General features: G+C 37.0%; 13 protein-coding genes and 6 tRNA genes. 9 read left to right on the forward strand and 10 right to left on the reverse strand.

The genetic code is table 11. The features are described from left to right. Positions 1 to 260: 260 nt before the first annotated feature. The 6 genes from H5119_RS14650 to H5119_RS14675 form a co-directional block, all read right to left on the reverse strand. Positions 261 to 336: transfer RNA gene (locus H5119_RS14650), tRNA-Thr, on the reverse strand. 97 nt (positions 337 to 433) lie between these two features. Continuing rightward, a tRNA-Phe gene (locus H5119_RS14655) sits at positions 434 to 509 on the reverse strand. Positions 510 to 558: 49 nt separating this feature from the next. Then, a tRNA-Thr gene (locus H5119_RS14660) sits at positions 559 to 634 on the reverse strand. A 57-nt stretch (positions 635 to 691) separates the two neighbouring features. Further along, positions 692 to 767: transfer RNA gene (locus H5119_RS14665), tRNA-Phe, on the reverse strand. Positions 768 to 894: 127 nt separating this feature from the next. After that, positions 895 to 970, reverse strand: a tRNA-Thr gene (locus tag H5119_RS14670). Positions 971 to 1,041: 71 nt separating this feature from the next. Then, a tRNA-Phe gene (locus tag H5119_RS14675) sits at positions 1,042 to 1,117 on the reverse strand. Between the two features lie 337 nt (positions 1,118 to 1,454). Between H5119_RS14675 and H5119_RS14680 the strand changes: the two genes are divergently transcribed. Further along, positions 1,455 to 4,232 carry a hybrid sensor histidine kinase/response regulator gene (locus tag H5119_RS14680; RefSeq protein WP_182702790.1) on the forward strand — a complete coding sequence of 926 codons (2,778 nt, stop codon included), beginning with the start codon at positions 1,455 to 1,457 and terminating at the stop codon, positions 4,230 to 4,232. Between the two features lie 56 nt (positions 4,233 to 4,288). On the opposite strand, the gene H5119_RS14685 is transcribed toward H5119_RS14680, so the two are convergent. Both H5119_RS14685 and mutY read right to left on the reverse strand, forming a co-directional pair. Beyond that, positions 4,289 to 4,561, reverse strand: a complete 273-nt coding sequence (locus H5119_RS14685; protein WP_077537040.1) for an oxidative damage protection protein — start codon at positions 4,559 to 4,561, stop codon at positions 4,289 to 4,291. Between the two features lie 33 nt (positions 4,562 to 4,594). Continuing rightward, positions 4,595 to 5,656, reverse strand: a complete 1,062-nt coding sequence (gene mutY / locus H5119_RS14690; protein ID WP_182702791.1) for an A/G-specific adenine glycosylase — start codon at positions 5,654 to 5,656, stop codon at positions 4,595 to 4,597. A gap of 161 nt (positions 5,657 to 5,817) precedes the next feature. Between mutY and trmB the strand changes: the two genes are divergently transcribed. From trmB to arcA, 4 genes are all read left to right on the forward strand, one after another. Next, a complete protein-coding gene (trmB, locus tag H5119_RS14695; RefSeq protein WP_182702792.1) occupies positions 5,818 to 6,543 on the forward strand; it encodes a tRNA (guanosine(46)-N7)-methyltransferase TrmB in 726 nt (241 codons plus the stop codon). Positions 6,544 to 6,606: 63 nt separating this feature from the next. Beyond that, on the forward strand, positions 6,607 to 7,632 hold the full coding sequence (locus H5119_RS14700) for a methyltransferase (RefSeq protein ID WP_182702793.1): 1,026 nt from the start codon (positions 6,607 to 6,609) through the stop codon (positions 7,630 to 7,632). A gap of 139 nt (positions 7,633 to 7,771) precedes the next feature. Further along, positions 7,772 to 9,376 (forward strand): sensor histidine kinase, encoded by a 1,605-nt coding sequence (locus H5119_RS14705; RefSeq protein ID WP_182702794.1) that lies wholly within the window; start codon positions 7,772 to 7,774, stop codon positions 9,374 to 9,376. Between the two features lie 497 nt (positions 9,377 to 9,873). Further along, positions 9,874 to 10,590: a two-component system response regulator ArcA gene (arcA, locus tag H5119_RS14710; RefSeq protein WP_077537035.1), complete on the forward strand. Its 717-nt coding sequence runs from the start codon at positions 9,874 to 9,876 to the stop codon at positions 10,588 to 10,590. A 16-nt stretch (positions 10,591 to 10,606) separates the two neighbouring features. Here arcA and arcB read toward each other — a convergent pair whose 3' ends face one another. Continuing rightward, positions 10,607 to 12,925 carry an aerobic respiration two-component sensor histidine kinase ArcB gene (arcB, locus tag H5119_RS14715; RefSeq protein WP_077537034.1) on the reverse strand — a complete coding sequence of 773 codons (2,319 nt, stop codon included), beginning with the start codon at positions 12,923 to 12,925 and terminating at the stop codon, positions 10,607 to 10,609. 233 nt (positions 12,926 to 13,158) lie between these two features. Here arcB and folE2 point away from each other — a divergent pair, with 233 nt between their 5' ends. From folE2 to H5119_RS14735, 4 genes are all read left to right on the forward strand, one after another. Continuing rightward, positions 13,159 to 14,079, forward strand: a complete 921-nt coding sequence (gene folE2, locus H5119_RS14720) for a GTP cyclohydrolase FolE2 (RefSeq protein WP_182702795.1) — start codon at positions 13,159 to 13,161, stop codon at positions 14,077 to 14,079. A gap of 110 nt (positions 14,080 to 14,189) precedes the next feature. Further along, a complete protein-coding gene (locus H5119_RS14725; protein WP_182702796.1) occupies positions 14,190 to 14,786 on the forward strand; it encodes a DUF2726 domain-containing protein in 597 nt (198 codons plus the stop codon). 110 nt (positions 14,787 to 14,896) lie between these two features. Beyond that, positions 14,897 to 15,604, forward strand: coding sequence for a 5'-methylthioadenosine/S-adenosylhomocysteine nucleosidase (gene mtnN / locus H5119_RS14730; RefSeq protein WP_077537031.1), 708 nt, complete (start codon positions 14,897 to 14,899; stop codon positions 15,602 to 15,604). Continuing rightward, positions 15,605 to 16,549 (forward strand): regulatory signaling modulator protein AmpE, encoded by a 945-nt coding sequence (locus H5119_RS14735; RefSeq protein ID WP_182702797.1) that lies wholly within the window; start codon positions 15,605 to 15,607, stop codon positions 16,547 to 16,549. A 233-nt stretch (positions 16,550 to 16,782) separates the two neighbouring features. Here the strand turns inward: H5119_RS14735 and tyrS are convergent, their stop codons facing one another. Continuing rightward, on the reverse strand, positions 16,783 to 17,982 hold the full coding sequence (gene tyrS, locus H5119_RS14740; RefSeq protein WP_077537029.1) for a tyrosine--tRNA ligase: 1,200 nt from the start codon (positions 17,980 to 17,982) through the stop codon (positions 16,783 to 16,785). Positions 17,983 to 18,287 lie beyond the last annotated feature (305 nt).

The raw sequence follows: 18,287 nt of genomic DNA on the forward strand, positions 1-18,287 counted from the left end.
CCGAAAAAATAATTCAGTTCTAGGCGTAAATTGATATAAATGGTTGTTCCCTTTGCGAAATTTACAACAAAGAAATGGGTTGTTTTAGCAAGTAAAATAGATCAGCTATTTATTGGAATTGGTATAACTAGAAATAAAACATCAATCGATGAAGGGGTTAAAAGAGAGCTAGATATATGTCCCGTCCTGAAAACGCGAGGACTTCTAACTTTGAAATCAAAAACAAAAAAGCCCCGCATTATGCGAGGCTTTTAAATAAATGGTGCCGACTAACCGAGTCGAACGGTTGACCTACTGATTACAAGTCAGTTGCTCTACCAGCTGAGCTAAGTCGGCACACAAAACTGTGTGCTAAGGCACTTTCAATTTTAAAGATTGATAACTTATGAAGCACTAAAATAAAAAATCCTGCATAAGCAGGTTTTTTAATAAATGGTGCCTCGACCCGGAATCGAACCAGGGACACGAGGATTTTCAATCCTCTGCTCTACCAACTGAGCTATCGAGGCACATAAACTGTGCTAATTAACTGTAATTTTTTACAATTAACTTTATAAATGGTGCCGACTAACCGAGTCGAACGGTTGACCTACTGATTACAAGTCAGTTGCTCTACCAGCTGAGCTAAGTCGGCACACAAAACTGTGTGCTAAGGCACTTTATCAATTTTAAAGATTGATAACTTTAATAATGGTGCCTCGACCCGGAATCGAACCAGGGACACGAGGATTTTCAATCCTCTGCTCTACCAACTGAGCTATCGAGGCACATAAACTGTGCTAATTAATTGTAATTCTACAATTAATTTTATAAATGGTGCCGACTAACCGAGTCGACGGGTAATTTGAACAGACTACTGATTACAGTTTTTCTTTTCAAACTACTTTAAATAAATGGTGCCGACTAACCGAGTCGAACGGTTGACCTACTGATTACAAGTCAGTTGCTCTACCAGCTGAGCTAAGTCGGCACACAAAACTGTGTGCTAAGGCACGCGTAATAATGTTTAAACTGTTGATTAAACACCACTACTTTAATAAATGGTGCCTCGACCCGGAATCGAACCAGGGACACGAGGATTTTCAATCCTCTGCTCTACCAACTGAGCTATCGAGGCACTTAAACAGTGCTACTTAAAAATCTTAAAGGACTTTTAATTCAATTCCCATTAGCTCTACTGACAGGGCTATCTGGGCGTGCGGCGTATTAAACGAGTTTTACCCTTACAAGTCAACTTTTTTTTCTACTTTAATAACTGTTTGAACGGTTTTCAGCCAACTCGGTCTGTTTTTTATCAATAACGCTTATTTTTACTACTGCTAAGCATTAAAACAAACTATAAATACATTTAAACCAGACTAAACACGTAGTGAATTATTTTTTGTAACTGTTACGATTACCAAGATAAACACGATAAGGGTCTATCGTATTAAACATACCAATGGGAACAAGTAATGCAGAACAAATTTTCCTCTCCGGTCAAAGGCTTATTGCCTCTTTTTTTAATCATCAATATTGTGGTCTCAACACTCGCTATTGTTGCTTATTCTTTTTATCCGTCTAATAAAAACCATACTGAAGAAGTCGTATCTTCTATTGATATTAATAAACTTGCAACAAGGCTAGATTTACCTATGGTAGATGCACTAACCATGTCTGGCCAAGGAAAAGTAAAGCAACTATTAGATTTAACGTCGTTACTTGATAATAACTTTCAATATACTCTGTATCGCTTTAGTGCTTCGTCGCAAACGGAACTGGTTTACAGTAGCGTAAAACCAGCACCGCTTCCTATTCAGCTCAATAAATATTTAATTGAAGACAATATTTTACACCATGTATTAATGCTTAACGGGCAATCAATTGGTGAGTTGATCATTAAGCAAGACGTATCGGGTTCTGCATTAAGCACATTAGATTCTCAAATAATTACTTATGTTATAGCTTTTACCAGTGTTATAGCGCTTTTTCTATTAGCACTGCTCTTTAATCGATATGTTAACAACCGTGTAAGTAAAAGTATTACTTTGCTGAGCAATGAATTACACACTATAACCGACACTGGTAATTACAATAGTAATGTAAATGAGCAATTAGATATTGGGCTTGGTGAGATCGCAAAAAATATTAATTTGCTTCTGCAAAAAACGCAAACGGCTATTACTAGTAACGATGATGCACAAGTAGAATTAAAGAAACTGCAAAATGGTTTAGATACAGAAGTTCATAACCGTACAATTGCACTAGAACAAGCCTCATTAAAAGCTGAACGTGCCAGTGAGACTAAAACAACCTTCTTAGCAACCATGAGTCATGAAATAAGAACGCCTATGAATGGTGTTATTGGAACAATTGACTTATTAAGACAAACAGAACTTGATGGTGCGCAACATCGTTTGAGCACCATTATTCGCGAATCCGCTTTTTCATTATTGAGTATTTTAGACGATATTTTAGACTTTTCAAAAATTGAAGCGGGCCGATTAAACATCGATCCTATTCCCTTTTCAGTAACCGATACTATTGAAGAAGTCTCTCGTGTACTGTCTTCTGTCGCTAAAAAGCGTGAGCTTGATTTAGAGTTATCTATAGCACCTGATATTCCAACTAATCTTATGGGCGACACGGTTAGAGTGCGCCAAGTACTTTATAATTTATGTAGCAACGCGATTAAATTTACCAGTACTGACGACAAAACACAGGGCCATGTAAAAATATCTGTTGAAGTTGCCCATAATACTGCCGATCACTTTACTCTACGTTTTTGTGTAACCGATAACGGTAAAGGCATGACCCAGTCTCAGTTACGGGAAATATTTAATCCTTTCATCCAAGCTGAAAACTCAATTACCAGAGAGTATGGTGGCACAGGCCTAGGCCTTTCAATTTGCAAAAGCTTAACTGAGTTAATGCTTGGCACAATACATGTAACTAGCCATATTGGTATTGGAAGCGAATTTACGGTTGAATTGCCATTTAGTATTAAAGGTAAAATTCAATATGCTCATAAAAATGCTTTAGATGGAAAACACATTGTTGTAGTAAGTAACCATTTAGAACGTGAAAAGATTATGTATCGCTATTTGTCATTTATGGGCGCTAAAATAACCTATGCACATAACGAGCAAGACATTGAAACCCAACTCGATGTTAGAGATGTAATTTGGGTCGTTGATGGTATTGATAATATGGATAGTATTAATGCTTTATTAAGACGCCTACTTTACTCTTTAGAGGACAATAACCAACAAGTCGTCGTGCTAAGTAAGCTAGACGAAGCAGCGATTAACCACAACAATATTTTTTACATCAATGCATCACCGTTATGTAAGTCAAACTTTATGCTCTCTGTGCTTGTGGCAGCGGGTCTACATAAACCGAAAAAAATCAAAAAAACTAAAACACTTAAGAGCCAGCTAAACGTTGAACAAGCACGTCAAGCGAATAAATTAATACTGCTTGTTGAAGATAACTTACTTAACCAGCAAGTTTTAACTGATCAATTGCACATATTGGGATACGGCGTTGAGGTTGCTAATGATGGTGAAGAAGGCCTTAATATGTGGCGTAAAAGTAACTACTCACTTATTTTAACAGATTTACATATGCCTAAAATGTCTGGTTACGATATGGTCGAAAAAATTAGAGGCGAGGCTGAATTACTAGAAGCAATAGACGCACAACCTTATATTATTGCCGTTACAGCGAATGCTTTAAAAGGCGAAAAAGAACGCTGTTTAGCCGTTGGCATCAACGATTTCATCACTAAACCAATAGAACTAAATGCGCTGGAAGACACACTAAGCCGTTGGAGCGACAAGCAAAACCAAAGTAAAAATGAGATCATTCATCAAAATATAGCATTGCCAATAGACATGGAAGCCGTCGAAAAATACATAAATGGTGATAAAGCTAAGCAAATACGCTTTTTCAAAATGTATTTAGATCAAAGTCAAAGTTTGATCAAGTCAATCAACTCAGGCGTTATGATGAATGATTTAAATGAAATAATTGGAAGTTGCCATCAGCTAAAATCAATCTCAAAAACCATTGGGGCAGAAATGGTCGCGGATCTAACAACTACGTTTGAAGATAAATGTAAAGCGGATGAGCTAACCGTTGATGAGCTCATTGGTTTAAGGGATCAGCTAGAGATTGAATACTCCAAAGCAGCTCAGTTTTTAAAAGAACAAATTAAAACTGCCGAGCAAGAAGATGAATTAATCGATTAAGTTTTATAAGCTATAAAAAAGGGCTAAATAGCCCTTTTTTTTTAAATTTGAATACGTTACTTTTCTGGCGGTCGATAGCCTTCAATTTCTACATCTTTACCTTCAAATAAAAAGCCAACCATTTGCTCTTCTAAAAAAGTACGATGCTCTGGATCCATCATATTAAGATGCTTTTCATTGATCAACATTGTTTGTTTATGCTGCCATTGCGCAAAAGCTTCTTTAGAAATGTTATTAAAAATCTTTTCGCCAATTTCACCTGGATATAACTGAAACCCAAGGCCTTCAGCTTCTTTTTGTAACTTTTGACAAAATACTGTACGTGCCATAATTAATTCTCTTTAGCGCTAAATGCTAACAGTTTAACCTATTGGTGCGATTTGTTTAACCAACTTTTTAGTTGGGGCAGCCAAACCTACCTCTACAGATTGATCTAATGGGTACCAGACTAATTGCCTGTCGTTTACGACATCTAAAATACTATCAATATTGAGCACATGTGGATTTATCGTCAATTCAAAATGTGAGAACACATGCACAAATGGATCAAGCGACTCTAACTCCATTTTAAATCCCTGTTGAGCTAAAAATGCCTCTAAATCTTGACGCTCGTTAAATTCAAAAAAGCCAAAAAGACCACCCCAAATACCCGAACTAGGCCTTTTCTCCATTAAAACTTTATCATCACATTTTATAATTAACTGATGACAGCTTTTTTTAGGGCTTGCTTTTTTAGGTTTTGAATGAGGAAACTCTTTTACTTTGCCAGCATTGAAAGCGCCGCAGTGGCTATTCAATGGACACGCTTGGCAATCAAAACGACTTCGAGAGCATAAACTTGACCCCAAATCCATCATCGCTTGATTAAACTCTGTCACATTGTTTTCAGGTGTTAATTGCTCTGATAAATGCCAAAGCTGATTCTCTACTTTTTTTACACCATACCAGCCTTCAATCATAAAATAACGCGCCAATACTCGTTTAACATTGCCATCTAAAATTGGATGATGCTGGCCAAGCGACAACGACAGTACAGCTCCCGCTGTGGAGCGCCCTATTCCTGGTAATGCAATAACCTCTTCAAGTGTTTGAGGAAACTCTCCGTTGTACTTATCGCGTACTATTTTAGCTGTTTTATGAAGGTTACGAGCGCGGGCGTAATAACCTAAGCCCGTCCAATGATGCAATACGTGATCTTCATCAGCATTTGCCAAAGCAATAATATTTGGAAAGCTCTCCATAAATTTCTCAAAATACGGAATAACAGTAATAACTTGGGTTTGCTGCAGCATCACTTCAGACACCCATACTTTATAAGGTGTTTTACCTAGCTGCCACGGGAGTGTTTTACGCCCATGAAGGTGATACCAATCAACAACTTGATTAGAAAACCAGTGTGACTGTTCTTTATTTAAGTCCAACATTTTTAACTTTTACTGATGCCCAATGGCGGCTCAGTCTATTGCAGTTATTAAAAAGATCAAGCTATAGGGGGTGTAAAATAAGCTAATACTTGTGATTGGCGGCTTGGTCAGGGATAATACGCAACCATTTTTATACACATTGTTTTTGTCAGGCCAATAATATGAGTGAATCAAGCAACAGTAATCTTGAGCAAGCTAAGCAAGAAGGTAAATACATCCGCACTATTCGTAGTTTTGTAAAACGCGAAGGTCGATTAACCAAAGGTCAAGCCGCAGCAATTGAAAAATGCTGGCCAACTATGGGCTTAGAGCATAAAAACGGCATGCTTAATTTAAGCGAAGTTTTTGGTAATAATAATGATGTAGTGCTTGAAATTGGTTTTGGTATGGGCAAATCGCTTGTAGAGATGGCAAAAAATGCGCCGCATCTAAATTTTATAGGTATTGAAGTACATCGCCCTGGCGTTGGCGCATGCTTAATGGACGCTGATGAAGCGGGCATTACAAATTTACGTATTTTTGAACATGATGCAATTGAAGTACTTGCAGATTGTATTGCAGATGAAAGCCTGACAACACTGCAATTGTTTTTCCCAGATCCTTGGCATAAAAAGCGCCATCATAAACGTCGTATTGTGCAAGCTGAGTTTGTTGAAAAATTAAGAACTCAACTAAAAATGGGCGGCGTTTTTCATATGGCCACAGATTGGGAAAACTACGCTGAACATATGCTTGAGGTTATGAAAGTGGCTCCTGGCTTTAAAAATCAGTCAGAGACGAACGATTACGTTCCACGCCCAGATTTGCGCCCGTTAACTAAGTTTGAACAACGTGGTCATCGATTAGGACACGGCGTATGGGATTTAATGTTTGAGCGCACTAAGTAATTAATAACTTAAAGACTCTTTTTAACTTTAATAAAACTAAACATATGTAAGGCAAAGCCATTTATGAGCGTATTAACCAACCCTAGTTTACTGTTAATTCGAAATAGTGAGGAACTAACGGGTAAATCTATCTTGGTGGTCAACTTTGCTCAGGATGGCTTTTTAACTGAACTTAAAAAACTTAATCCGCAAAGTAAAATAACTGCATTTAGCTATAATCATGCCAATGGCGAATTTGCTAAAAATACGAAAGATGTCGATATTTGCATTGATCATACAATTTCAGGCCACAGCTACGACTTAGTAATTCTTTACTACCCCAAATCAAAACCTGAATTATTAATGACGCTCGATAACATTCGCGCAGTTATTACAACTGACGCCAAACTGTTAGTTGTAGGCGAAAACAAAAGCGGCGTTAAATCAATTGAAAAACAATTGGCGGGTAAAACTGTTTATAGTAATAAAATTGATTCTGCAAAACATTGTGTTCTTTATTCTTTTTCTGAAATTAAACAACACCTTCATTTTGATATAACTCAATACCATAAACGGTTTTTAGTCACTGTCGCGGATACAGAATTTACGGCAATTAGCGTACCTGGTGTATTTAATCACGGCGGTTTAGATATTGGTACAAAGGTACTGCTTGAAAACGCGCCAACCATTAAGCAAGGTAAAGTACTGGACTTTGGTTGTGGTGCGGGCTTAATAGCTACATTTTTAGGCTTAAAAAATCCAGCTCTAGATTTTACATGTAGTGATGTAAGTGCTTTGGCTACCTATGCAACTGAGCAAACTCTAAAGCTTAATAGCATTAAAGGCGAAGCTTTGTTAAGCGACGGTCTTAACAGTATTACGGACAAATTTGACCTAATCATTAGCAACCCGCCATTTCATACAGGCATATCTACTGATTACACAGTCGCTGAAGCCTTTTTATCAAACGCCAAGCAACATCTAACTAAGACGGGTAAATTGAATATAGTGGCAAACAGCTTTTTAAAATATACCCCGATTCTTGAAACGCAATTTGATAATTATCAAACCGTGTTCAAAAGTAACAAATTTGCAGTATACAGTAGCTAGATATTTATATGGGTTGGGTGATTTTGTGCTCAACCCTAATTACGAATAGATATAATGTTTAATTTTTTCCTCCATTTCTCTTCGCCTTTGCTAAACTTAAATTTCAATCAGTACAATTAACTCAGTCGACGATGACATAATGCCTAAAAAAGTACATCAAAGCAGTATCCGTAAAGCATTAATAAATTTAATTATGCTGATAACCGCTATTTGTTTATCGTTATCTATCTCTATTTCCACTTATTTAAGCGTAAAAGAACAGAAACAATTAATTATTAGTAAACTTGTTATCCTCTCTGAAATTGTGGCTTTTGATGCTAGTAACTCAGTCATCAATGATGATCGACAAACAGAAGAAAAACGATTGAAGTCGTTTGATAAAATTCCACTAATAAAAAACATTCATATTTATTCTATTGAAAAAAAATCACAACAGCCTGCATTCTTTATCAGCTTTAATGCAAAAAAAACACCACCTGTACCGCTTAAAATAGACAGTATAAATGAATTAAAAACCCCAAATATAATAAATGATCACATTGAACTTATACGCCCTATTTATAATAATAAAGAACTCGTTGGCTATGTTTATATGCGCGGCAGCCTTGAAAGTTTAGATGACTATATAAAACAAAAAATCTTTATTGATATATTATTGACCTTATTAATACTCGTTGTTGTTTATTTCATCGCTATTAAGGTACAAAAACGAATTGCTAAACCTATTGAGCAGCTGAGTATGCTTTTGCAGGGTGTATCTAAAAATCATAACTACGATGCTCGTGCACCTGCAACAAACGTGAAAGAAATTACTGCACTTTCTAATAGCTTAAATATTATGCTAACCAGAACTCAACGGCAGCTAAAGCGACATGAAAAAGATAAAGAAGAAATAAAACAACTTAATCAGAGCCTTGAGGGAAAAGTAAATCAACGAACAATTGCACTCAGAGAAGCCAATCAAGAATTGCTCGCAACATTAGAGCGAATGCATCAGTATCAGACGCAAATTGTTGAAAACGAAAAAATGGCTTCCCTCGGACAAATGGTTGCTGGGGTAGCTCACGAAGTTAACACGCCTATAGGGCTTGGGATCACAAGCTCAACTTTATTGCGTGATAAACTCGCTGATGTTCGAATTAGTTTTGATGAGAAAAAACTAACCTCCAATCAATTGAAGCGCTTTATAGATGAAGGCATCGAAAATTTAGATTTAATTTATCGTAGTTTAAATCGCGTCGCCGATTTAATTTCCAACTTCAAAAAAGTAGCGGTTATTCAAGATGACGGTGCTAAAACACATATTAATATTCATAAACTTATTAGCGATATATTAATATCAATACATTCCGAGCTGATTGTAAAAAAACCTACAATTACAATTAACTGCCCCACTGACTTAATCGTCCAAAGTAAACCTGAGCCCTTACAGCAAATATTTCAGCAGCTACTACTCAATTCAATTATTCATGGGTTTGTAGGCATTGAAAATAATAAAATAGTTATTGATATTGAACAAGCACAAGAGCATATAATTATAACCTACAGCGATAATGGCCAAGGTGTTGATAAAACAATTCAACATCGAATTTTTGATCCCTTTGTAACATCAAAAAGAGGGCAAGGCGCGAGTGGGCTTGGCATGCACTTAGTTTACAATTTAGTAACTCAAGCGTTAGGCGGTAGAATTCTATTTGATTTAGAAGAAAAACAGGGAACCCGATTTATAATTACAATACCCTAAAATAAATATTACTAAAAGTGCATAAACTTAAGGTTTGTACTTGAATTACGACTTTATGGCCTCATTTAAGAGGCATGTGGTGTATAGTGAAAAACTATTTAATTTCATTAAATAATTAATACAAAATACTTTATGAACTTTATCGTATTTGTGATATCACATACATTGATGAAAGGTTAGAAAATGATATAATTTCGCTTTGAATTAGTCTGATAATTTTAAATATCTTTATACCGTTGATGGATGTATCAACTTTTAGAAAAAATCGCTTCGACGCTTATAATTCAAACAGCTGCATCCGCTAATATATCAATTAAACAGTAGTTTTTGCATAGCCCTTTTTAGGTAGACTTTGGATCCCTCTACTGTTTTATTTTTATCCAAATTGTTTTTACTTGTTAACAATTAGATAAGATTCTATAATCTCTAGCAATTGATTTTTATAAAATAAGATCGGTTTTTTTGTACGTAAAACAATCCAAAAAGGTTAATAAATAATGCAAACGCCAGTCATTCTAATCGTAGAGGATGAAGACGTAACTCGACTAAACCTCGTTAGTTTATTTGAAGCTGAAGGTTACAAAGTTATTGAAGCCATTGATGGCGATGATATGCATGACAAGCTTACAAATAATGATGACGTCAATCTTGTAGTTATGGACATCAATCTTCCAGGTAAAAACGGCCTTATATTAGCCCGTGAATTACGCCAAAAGCGTAAAGTAGGCCTTATTTTCTTAACTGGCCGTGATAACGACGTTGACCGCATTTTAGGTCTTGAAATTGGTGCAGATGATTACATCACCAAACCGTTCAACCCACGTGAATTGACTATTCGAGCTCGTAATTTAATTACTCGAACAGCTCTAGGGGGTGAAGAATCAACACTAGAAACAAATGGTGTTATTACGTTTAATGGTTGGGAACTTGATGAAAATAGCCGTTGCCTTACTTCTCCAAGTGGTGACGCTAAACGTTTACCTAAAGGTGAATATAGAGCATTACGCTTGATGCTTGATTCTCCAGGTCGTATTTTTAGCCGTGAGCAATTAATCAAACACATGACTGGTCGTGAACTTCGCGCAAATGACCGCACTGTTGACGTTACTATCCGTCGTATTCGTAAGCATTTTGAAAGCGACAACTCAACGTCGGAGCTAATTAGCACCATCCACGGTGAAGGTTATCGCTTTATAGGTAAAATCGACAGCTAATTAAAATAACTCACTGTTATTCTAATTGTTGTAAAAATAAATGAAGGGCTTGTTGCCCTTCATTTATTTTATCTGCTAATACATTCAACCACTCTTTTAATACATCATCAGTTTCCTCAGTAGCACCATGCTCCATGACTTTTGCATGTAATTGCACATCATTTAAGCCAACCGAACCTGCAGCTCCTTTGAGCTTGTGCGCTACAGATTTGTATTCTTCTCTATCACCTGCATTTAATGAAGCCAGTAGCTCTTGCTGATACTGTGGATTAAGTTTTTCAAATAACTGACTACTACGCCTAAATACAACTAAGCCCATAGAGTTAACAAAGTCTTCAATTGTTTCAGTATCGAGTAAATGCGCATTAATACCAATAAGGGCTTCATCACTTACTTTTAATTGTGGTGTACTACTCTCAATTTGCTTTATATCAAATAAATCAGCCAGCATTTTATCAAGCTTTACAGTATTAATAGGTTTTGCGAGCGCACCTTGTATAGATATACCTTTAAGCTCTTCTTCTGCACTTCTTACATTAGCCGTCAGTGCCACTATTGGTAATTTATCAAAATGGCTATCTGCTCTTATCTGCCTTGCTACTTCATCGCCATTTATATCAGGCAATTGCATGTCGAGTAAGACTAAATCTAAATCGTCTTCAGTTTCGACAAAAGACAAAGCGTCTTCGCCCGTTTCGGCCCACAGTACTTCATGACCTCGCTGCTCTAATAAGTTAGTTGCAATTTCAGCATTAAGTGGCACATCTTCTACCAATAAAATATAGAGTCCACGGCCAACATAACTTTGCTCTGTTGGTGCTATACATAGATTAAGTGGAATTTGGACTGTAAAGCAGCTGCCCTCACCTTCGCTACTCTCAACGGTTATCACACCTCTCATTGCACTAACCAGCGCTTTGGTAACCGACAAGCCTATTCCAGAGCCAATGGCATTAGTTCCTTTTAAATCAGGTGCTTTATAATACATATCAAATATACGCGGTAGCTGCTCTGGTGGAATACCTTGGCCTGTATCTGATATTTTCATTATTAGCCAAGGGCCTTCAATACGATTCTCACGCACACATTCAAGTTTAACTTCACCGCTTTGAGTAAACTTAACTGCATTATTTATTAGATTCCAAACGACTTGACGCAAACGAGTAGGATCGAGCAATGCATATATATCAAGCATACCGCTGCGCTCAATATTAAATTCAAGATCTTTTTGCTCAGCTATAAGTCCCGCAAAATTAACAACATCGTTTATAAAGTCAGAGACATTAATAGGATTAGTTGCTATATCAAGCTGCTCTCGGTCTATTTTGTCTAAATCTATAATATCGTTAAAAATATTACCTAGCGTTTCAGCGCTCGAAAAAATTGTATTACTCCAGCTACGCTGTTGTTTATCTAGATCTGTATCAAGCAGCATACGCGTTAACCCTACAATACCATTTAGCGGTGTCCGCAATTCGTGGCTGAGGGTGGCAATAAATTTCCCTTTATCTTTATAGGCGGTTTCGAGTGCTTGAGCGGCCTCTTTACGGCTCGTAATATCACGGCCAAAGCCAAGTAAGCCAATATAATCACCTTCGTCATTAATGAAAGGAAGTTTACGCAACTCAAACCAACGTTTTTCACCTTCAACATCGTAGCCAACATCAATTGTTATCGCTTGATGGGTTTGCTCTACCTGCTTATCTGTTTCTAGTACTTCAGACAAAAACTCACTTGGAAACGTTTGCTCTGCCGTTTTACCAATAAGCTCAGCACTCGTTTTACCCATCACCTCTTCAAACATTTTATTACAACCCGCAAATACGCCATTATTATCACGGTAATAAAATAAATCAGGGGACGAATCAACAATTGAGCGTAATAACATACCTTGCTGCGCAAGCTCTTGCTGCGTTTTTTTACGCTCTGCTATCTCTTTACGAAGCTCTTCAATTGCACGGTGTTTAGCATGAAACGCCATTTTACGTTCGTCGATCTCAACATTTAATCGACTAATGTTATCTTTGAGTGTTTGGTTTAATAGTTTTTCCTGCTTAGTCGCACTATCAAGATAAGCATACGAAGCATCTAATTGACGAATTGAATTTAATAATACACTGATGACTAACGGAGAAACCACTGCGGTAAAAAAGATGACGGCTAAAATATCAACAAGGTGAATTTCCCCTACAGCCACATAATAAAACATGCTTGATAAAATAAGCGACGCTGTCAGAAATAGCGTATAACAAGCAACGGCCGCTTTAAACTCACCAAATCGAGTTATCAGGCTAGAAAGAATTCGAACCCAAGGGCTCAAAGAGTAATCGGTCATAGTTAAGTTTATCTCTTAGCTGTGTGCTTAAATATAAATAGAGCAGAACAAAATACTAAACATATTATTTTCGCCGATTTTAGCATTTTTCTATTCGCTATTTTCATGTTGTGCGACAAAAATAGAAAAAATTCACCTTTGAAGATAACGACAGTTAAAAGTCTTCGTTTCAGGTAGTGGTTATTTCATGTAAAATACGTCGCTTTATCATTGCTAATAACGAGTAACATACCATGCAAACTAACATGCCCGACATAGCCGACACGGCTCCCGCCTTACAAACCGGTAAGTTAGACTGGGTTGGCATGGCTGAAATTGAGCTGCCATTTATTTTTGAATCGCGCGACCTTGCTCCCGTTACCGTTAATGCGAAAGCCCGCGCATTTGTAAACTTACATAAAGAAGATGCTAAAGGCATTCATATGTCGCGCTTATATTTAGCACTCGATGTACTTTCAACCGAGCAACAAGTTAATCCGCAGACGTTAGCTAACACACTCAATACCTTTATTAGTAGCCATGAAAATCTCAGTGACAAAGCGCAAATAGAGTTTAAATTTGAATTACCACTGCGCCGAAAATCACTATTGAGTGGTAAAGTCGGCTGGAAGAGCTATCCATTAACATTAACCAGTACTATTGAGCACAATATAATTAGCTATGAGTTAACCGTCGATGTTACCTACTCATCAACTTGCCCATGCTCGGCAGCTCTCGCGCGTCAGCTTATACAAAATGCATTTAACGAAAAATTCGATCAAGATACATTAAGTCAAAAAGATGTTCACGAATGGCTTGGTACTACGCAAGGTATTGTTGCAACACCTCATTCTCAGCGTTCAATTGCTAATGTAAAGGTTAAACTCAATAATGATATTAACGAGTTTGATGTTGTAAACTTAATTAATACTCTTGAAAATGAGCTCAAAACACCTGTTCAGGCTGCTGTAAAGCGAGAAGACGAACAGGAATTTGCTCGTTTAAATGGTCAAAATCTGATGTTTTGTGAAGACGCAGCTCGCAAAATAAAAGCGAGTCTTGAAGCAAGCAACTATGCCGATTATTGGTTGCAAATCAATCATTATGAATCATTACATGCTCACGATGCCGTCGCGATAGCAGTGAAAGGAATTGAAAACGGATACAAAGCGTAAATTCAATTGCATATTAAAAAAGATACGGCGGTAAATTCTTAACTGGCACTATTTAGGCACATAAATTGCTATATAAAATTAGTGTCAATTTGTTGTTGTGGAGTTACCGTATGGAGTTCGCTTTATTATCAATTTTAGTATTAGTGGTAGGCGCATCAATCTTTGTGTCAAAGTTTAATGATGATGGCGGAAACCCTTATCCTTTTACGCGTAAGCAAAGTGTATTTACGCAAGTAGAAAGTGCGTTTTTAAATTTACTTGAACGTGCTGTTGGCGACCAATACAAAATAGTTAGCCGCGTTAAGCTAATCGATGTAATTGACTGCAAAGAAGGTTTATCTGTTAAATCTAAACGAGCTGCAATTGCTAAGGCAAAAAACAAACAGCTTGATTTTGTATTAATAGATAAAGAAAAAATGACCATAGTGGCTGCCGTTGATCTCGTAAACAACGCGAATAAAGACGGTCATAAAGCGCAGCGAGATTGGTTTGTTAATGGGGCATTAGAAGCTGCCGGCATTCCACATATTCGTATGAAAGTAAAATCAGGGTATCGCCCTTCAGAAGTGCGCAATGCCATTATGTTTAAGCTTGGTAAGCTTGGCTCTTCACAAACACAGCGTCCTGTTCGTAATCGCGTAAGCAAACCAGCGGTGCTATCACCATCGCAAGCTAAAGCTCATTCTACAGCATTAGCTGAAATTTAAATCTGGCATTAATACATAAAAAAGCGAGCTGTTTAAAACTGCTCGCTTTTTTGTTTTTTATAACTAACTTCACGTATAATAAATTTATTCAAACTCAGGAATTTAAAACTATGAACGTTGGTATTATTGGCGCAATGGAGCCAGAAGTTAAAATTTTGCGTGAAGCCATGCAAAATCCACAAATTTTGACTAAAGCAGGTTTCACTTTTTATACTGGCGAATTGGCTGGTAATACAGTCACACTCGTTCAATCTGGTATTGGAAAAGTAGCCTCAACTATTGCAACTACCTTACTTATCGATAACTTTAAACCTGATTGTGTTATCAATACGGGTTCTGCAGGTGGTTTTGATCCATCACTTAGCGTTGGCGATGTAGTAATTTCATCAGAAGTACGTCATCACGATGTAGATGTAACTGCTTTTGGTTATGAGATTGGCCAAGTACCACAAATGCCAGCAGGCTTTACAGCTCACCCTAAATTGGTTGAAGCTGCGCAGCAAACAATTACACAAATTAGTGATGTTAAAACATTAGTAGGTCTAATTTGTACTGGTGATACATTTATGTGTGATCCTGTACGTATTGATAAAGCACGTAATGACTTTCCTACAATGCTTGCTGTTGAAATGGAAGGCGCTTCAATAGCGCAGACGTGTTTTACACTAAGCACCCCGTTTGTGGTTATCCGTTCGATGTCAGATATTGCTGGCAAAGAATCTCCGCAATCGTTTGAAGAATACCTAGAAACCGCATCAATCAATTCATCTAAAATGGTTGTTGCACTTCTAGAAAAACTAACCGCTGTTAAGCTTTAAATGCTTAGCAATATTGTTCAAAACCATTTGGACTTTATTGCCTTTATTATAGCGCTCCTTGCTGAGCGCTTTATTCCTTTAGTTAGTTGGTATCATCCAAGTACAGCCTTAGTCGCTATTTTTCGCGCAATTGGAAAGCGCACTTATAAGCCTAAAGAACCTGATAATTATCAATACTTGGCCGCAATGCTAGCTAGCACGCTTATTTTAAGTATTGTACTCATTATTGTTGTACTAATATTAGAGTTTGCTTTTTACCCTGAACTACTCGCAGGGCTTATTTTATACCTCTGCCTAGAAAGCAAAAGCGTAGACAAAAAAGCGATTCGCATTGCAAAGTTAACTAAACAAAACCAAAAATCTGCTGCTCGCGAACTTTTAAAACCGCTACTGGCCCGTGACGTGAGCCAACTCTCTGCCCCTGGAATTATTAAAGCACTCATAGAGAGCTTAATATTACGCAGCGCTCGTTATTACTTTGTTGTTATATTTATATTTTTAGTACTTGGCCCAATAGCTGTGCTCGCCTATCGATTATTAACTTTGATTCAATATGCATGGCGTTCTGAAATAACTCCCAACAGTCCTTTTTTAGCACCACTTAAAATGATTCTCTTTGCTATAGAGTTTATTCCTATACGTTTACTTGCATTCACGGTGATTATCAGTAATGAAAGTAAACTCGCAGTACATTATATAAAGCATTACGGAAGGCACTTTTATCAAACAAATACCGGTTGGCTGCTAAGTGCTTTTTCTGCCTCGCTGGGAATACAATTAGGGGGACCTGCGATATATTTTGGCAAACGATTTAATAAAATGCGTATTGGTACTGACAGACTTCCTGTTGCAGATGATGTGCCGACTATAATTAATAGGTTAAACCAAATTCGTGCATTTTGGTTGTTAGTAATTATGGCTGTTGAAGTATTAAAAATAATTTAATACCAATCTGTTTATATATGGGGTCTATTTAACGTTAATAAAATTACGCTAGAATTAGGCAAAATTTTTTGTATCTATTTGTTCTAAATAAAAAATTTTAACGACGTTATAGTGCAATTTAATTCGTTAAATTGATCAAAGATTTATGTAGTTTGGTATAATTACTTGTCTAGACTAAAAGTACAAATACAAAAAAACCAGCCTAGGCTGGTTCTTTAGTTTTTAAACTGTGCTTATGCAACAGTAATGTTTGCAAACTTGCGCTTACCTACTTGATAAATAGCCGTTGTACCCTTTGCTATTTCAAGTTTAGTATCAGTGATTTTCTCTTCACCATTGAGTTTAACCGCACCTTGCTTAATCATCCGCATTGCTTCTGAAGTACTTGCGACTAAGTTTGCTTCTTTAAGTAAATTAGCAATCAAAATAGTGTCATCTTCAGTTGTTACAGTCATATCAAGGATTTCATCTGGTAGCGCTTTTTTCTGAAAACGCTGAATAAAATCGTCATGGGCTGCTTGCGCATCAGCCGCACTATGAAAGCGAGTTATTAACTCTTTTGCCAGTTCAATTTTGATATCGCGTGGGTTAGTTCCCTGCTCAACACGTTCTTTTTGAGCTGCAATTTCGTCTATAGAAAGCGCACTTAACAAATCGTAGTAACGCCACATTAGCACGTCACTAATTGACATTATTTTACCAAACATATCATTTGGCGCATCAGTAATGCCAATGTAATTGCCAAGCGATTTAGACATTTTTTGAACGCCATCAGTGCCTTCCAGCAATGGCATCATAAGTACTGTTTGTGGTTTTTGACCTTCAACTTTTTGAAGCTCGCGGCCCATTAATAAGTTAAAGCGCTGATCGGTACCACCCAGTTCTACGTCTGATTCAAGCGCAACAGAATCCCAACCTTGCACTAAAGGGTATAAAAATTCATGTATTGCAATCGGCTGACCACTACCATAACGCTTTTTAAAATCATCACGCTCTAGCATACGCGCAACGGTTTGGTTTGCAGCTAATTTAATCATACCTGCGGCACCTAGCTTTTCCATCCAAGTAGAATTAAATGCAACCGTTGTTTTTGCAGGATCAAGAATTTTAAACACTTGTTCTTTATACGTCTCAGCATTAGCAAGTACGTCTTCACGAGTAAGTGGTTTACGCGTTACGTTTTTACCCGTTGGATCACCAATCATGCCGGTAAAATCACCAATTAAGAAAATAACCTCATGGCCTAAGTCTTGAAAAGTCTTCATTTTATTAATTAGTACAGTGTGGCCTAGGTGTAAATCAGGTGCTGTTGGATCAAAACCAGCCTTAATTTTTAACTTTTTGCCCGACTTAAGTTTTTCAACTAATTCGTCTTCAATTAATATTTCTTCTGCACCGCGTTTTATCTCTGCTAGAGCGGTTTGTAAATCCACTTTGTATTACTCCAAAATTCTGCCGACGAAGGGGGCGACTAGTTACTTGCGCAATCTCGGTTTAATAAGCTTTAAACCGAATCTATATATGTAGCTAACATAACAAATTTTTAATCAATTTAAACAACTTTTTGATCGATTCATACAACTAAATAAAAACAAAGCCGTCTTAATTTGTTACGCAGTTAAAAAAGGTTTTAAAAGCCCGATTTTAGCGCAATTTGGCGCCAGTTTAAATCTACAAAATACTGGTATTCGTAGATTATTAGGTATATCCTGCAATATTATGTATTTATTATCTTGAC

Origin of the sequence: Pseudoalteromonas sp. SG45-5 (assembly GCF_014164085.1) — a bacterium.
GTDB classification, from domain to species: domain Bacteria; phylum Pseudomonadota; class Gammaproteobacteria; order Enterobacterales; family Alteromonadaceae; genus Pseudoalteromonas; species Pseudoalteromonas aliena.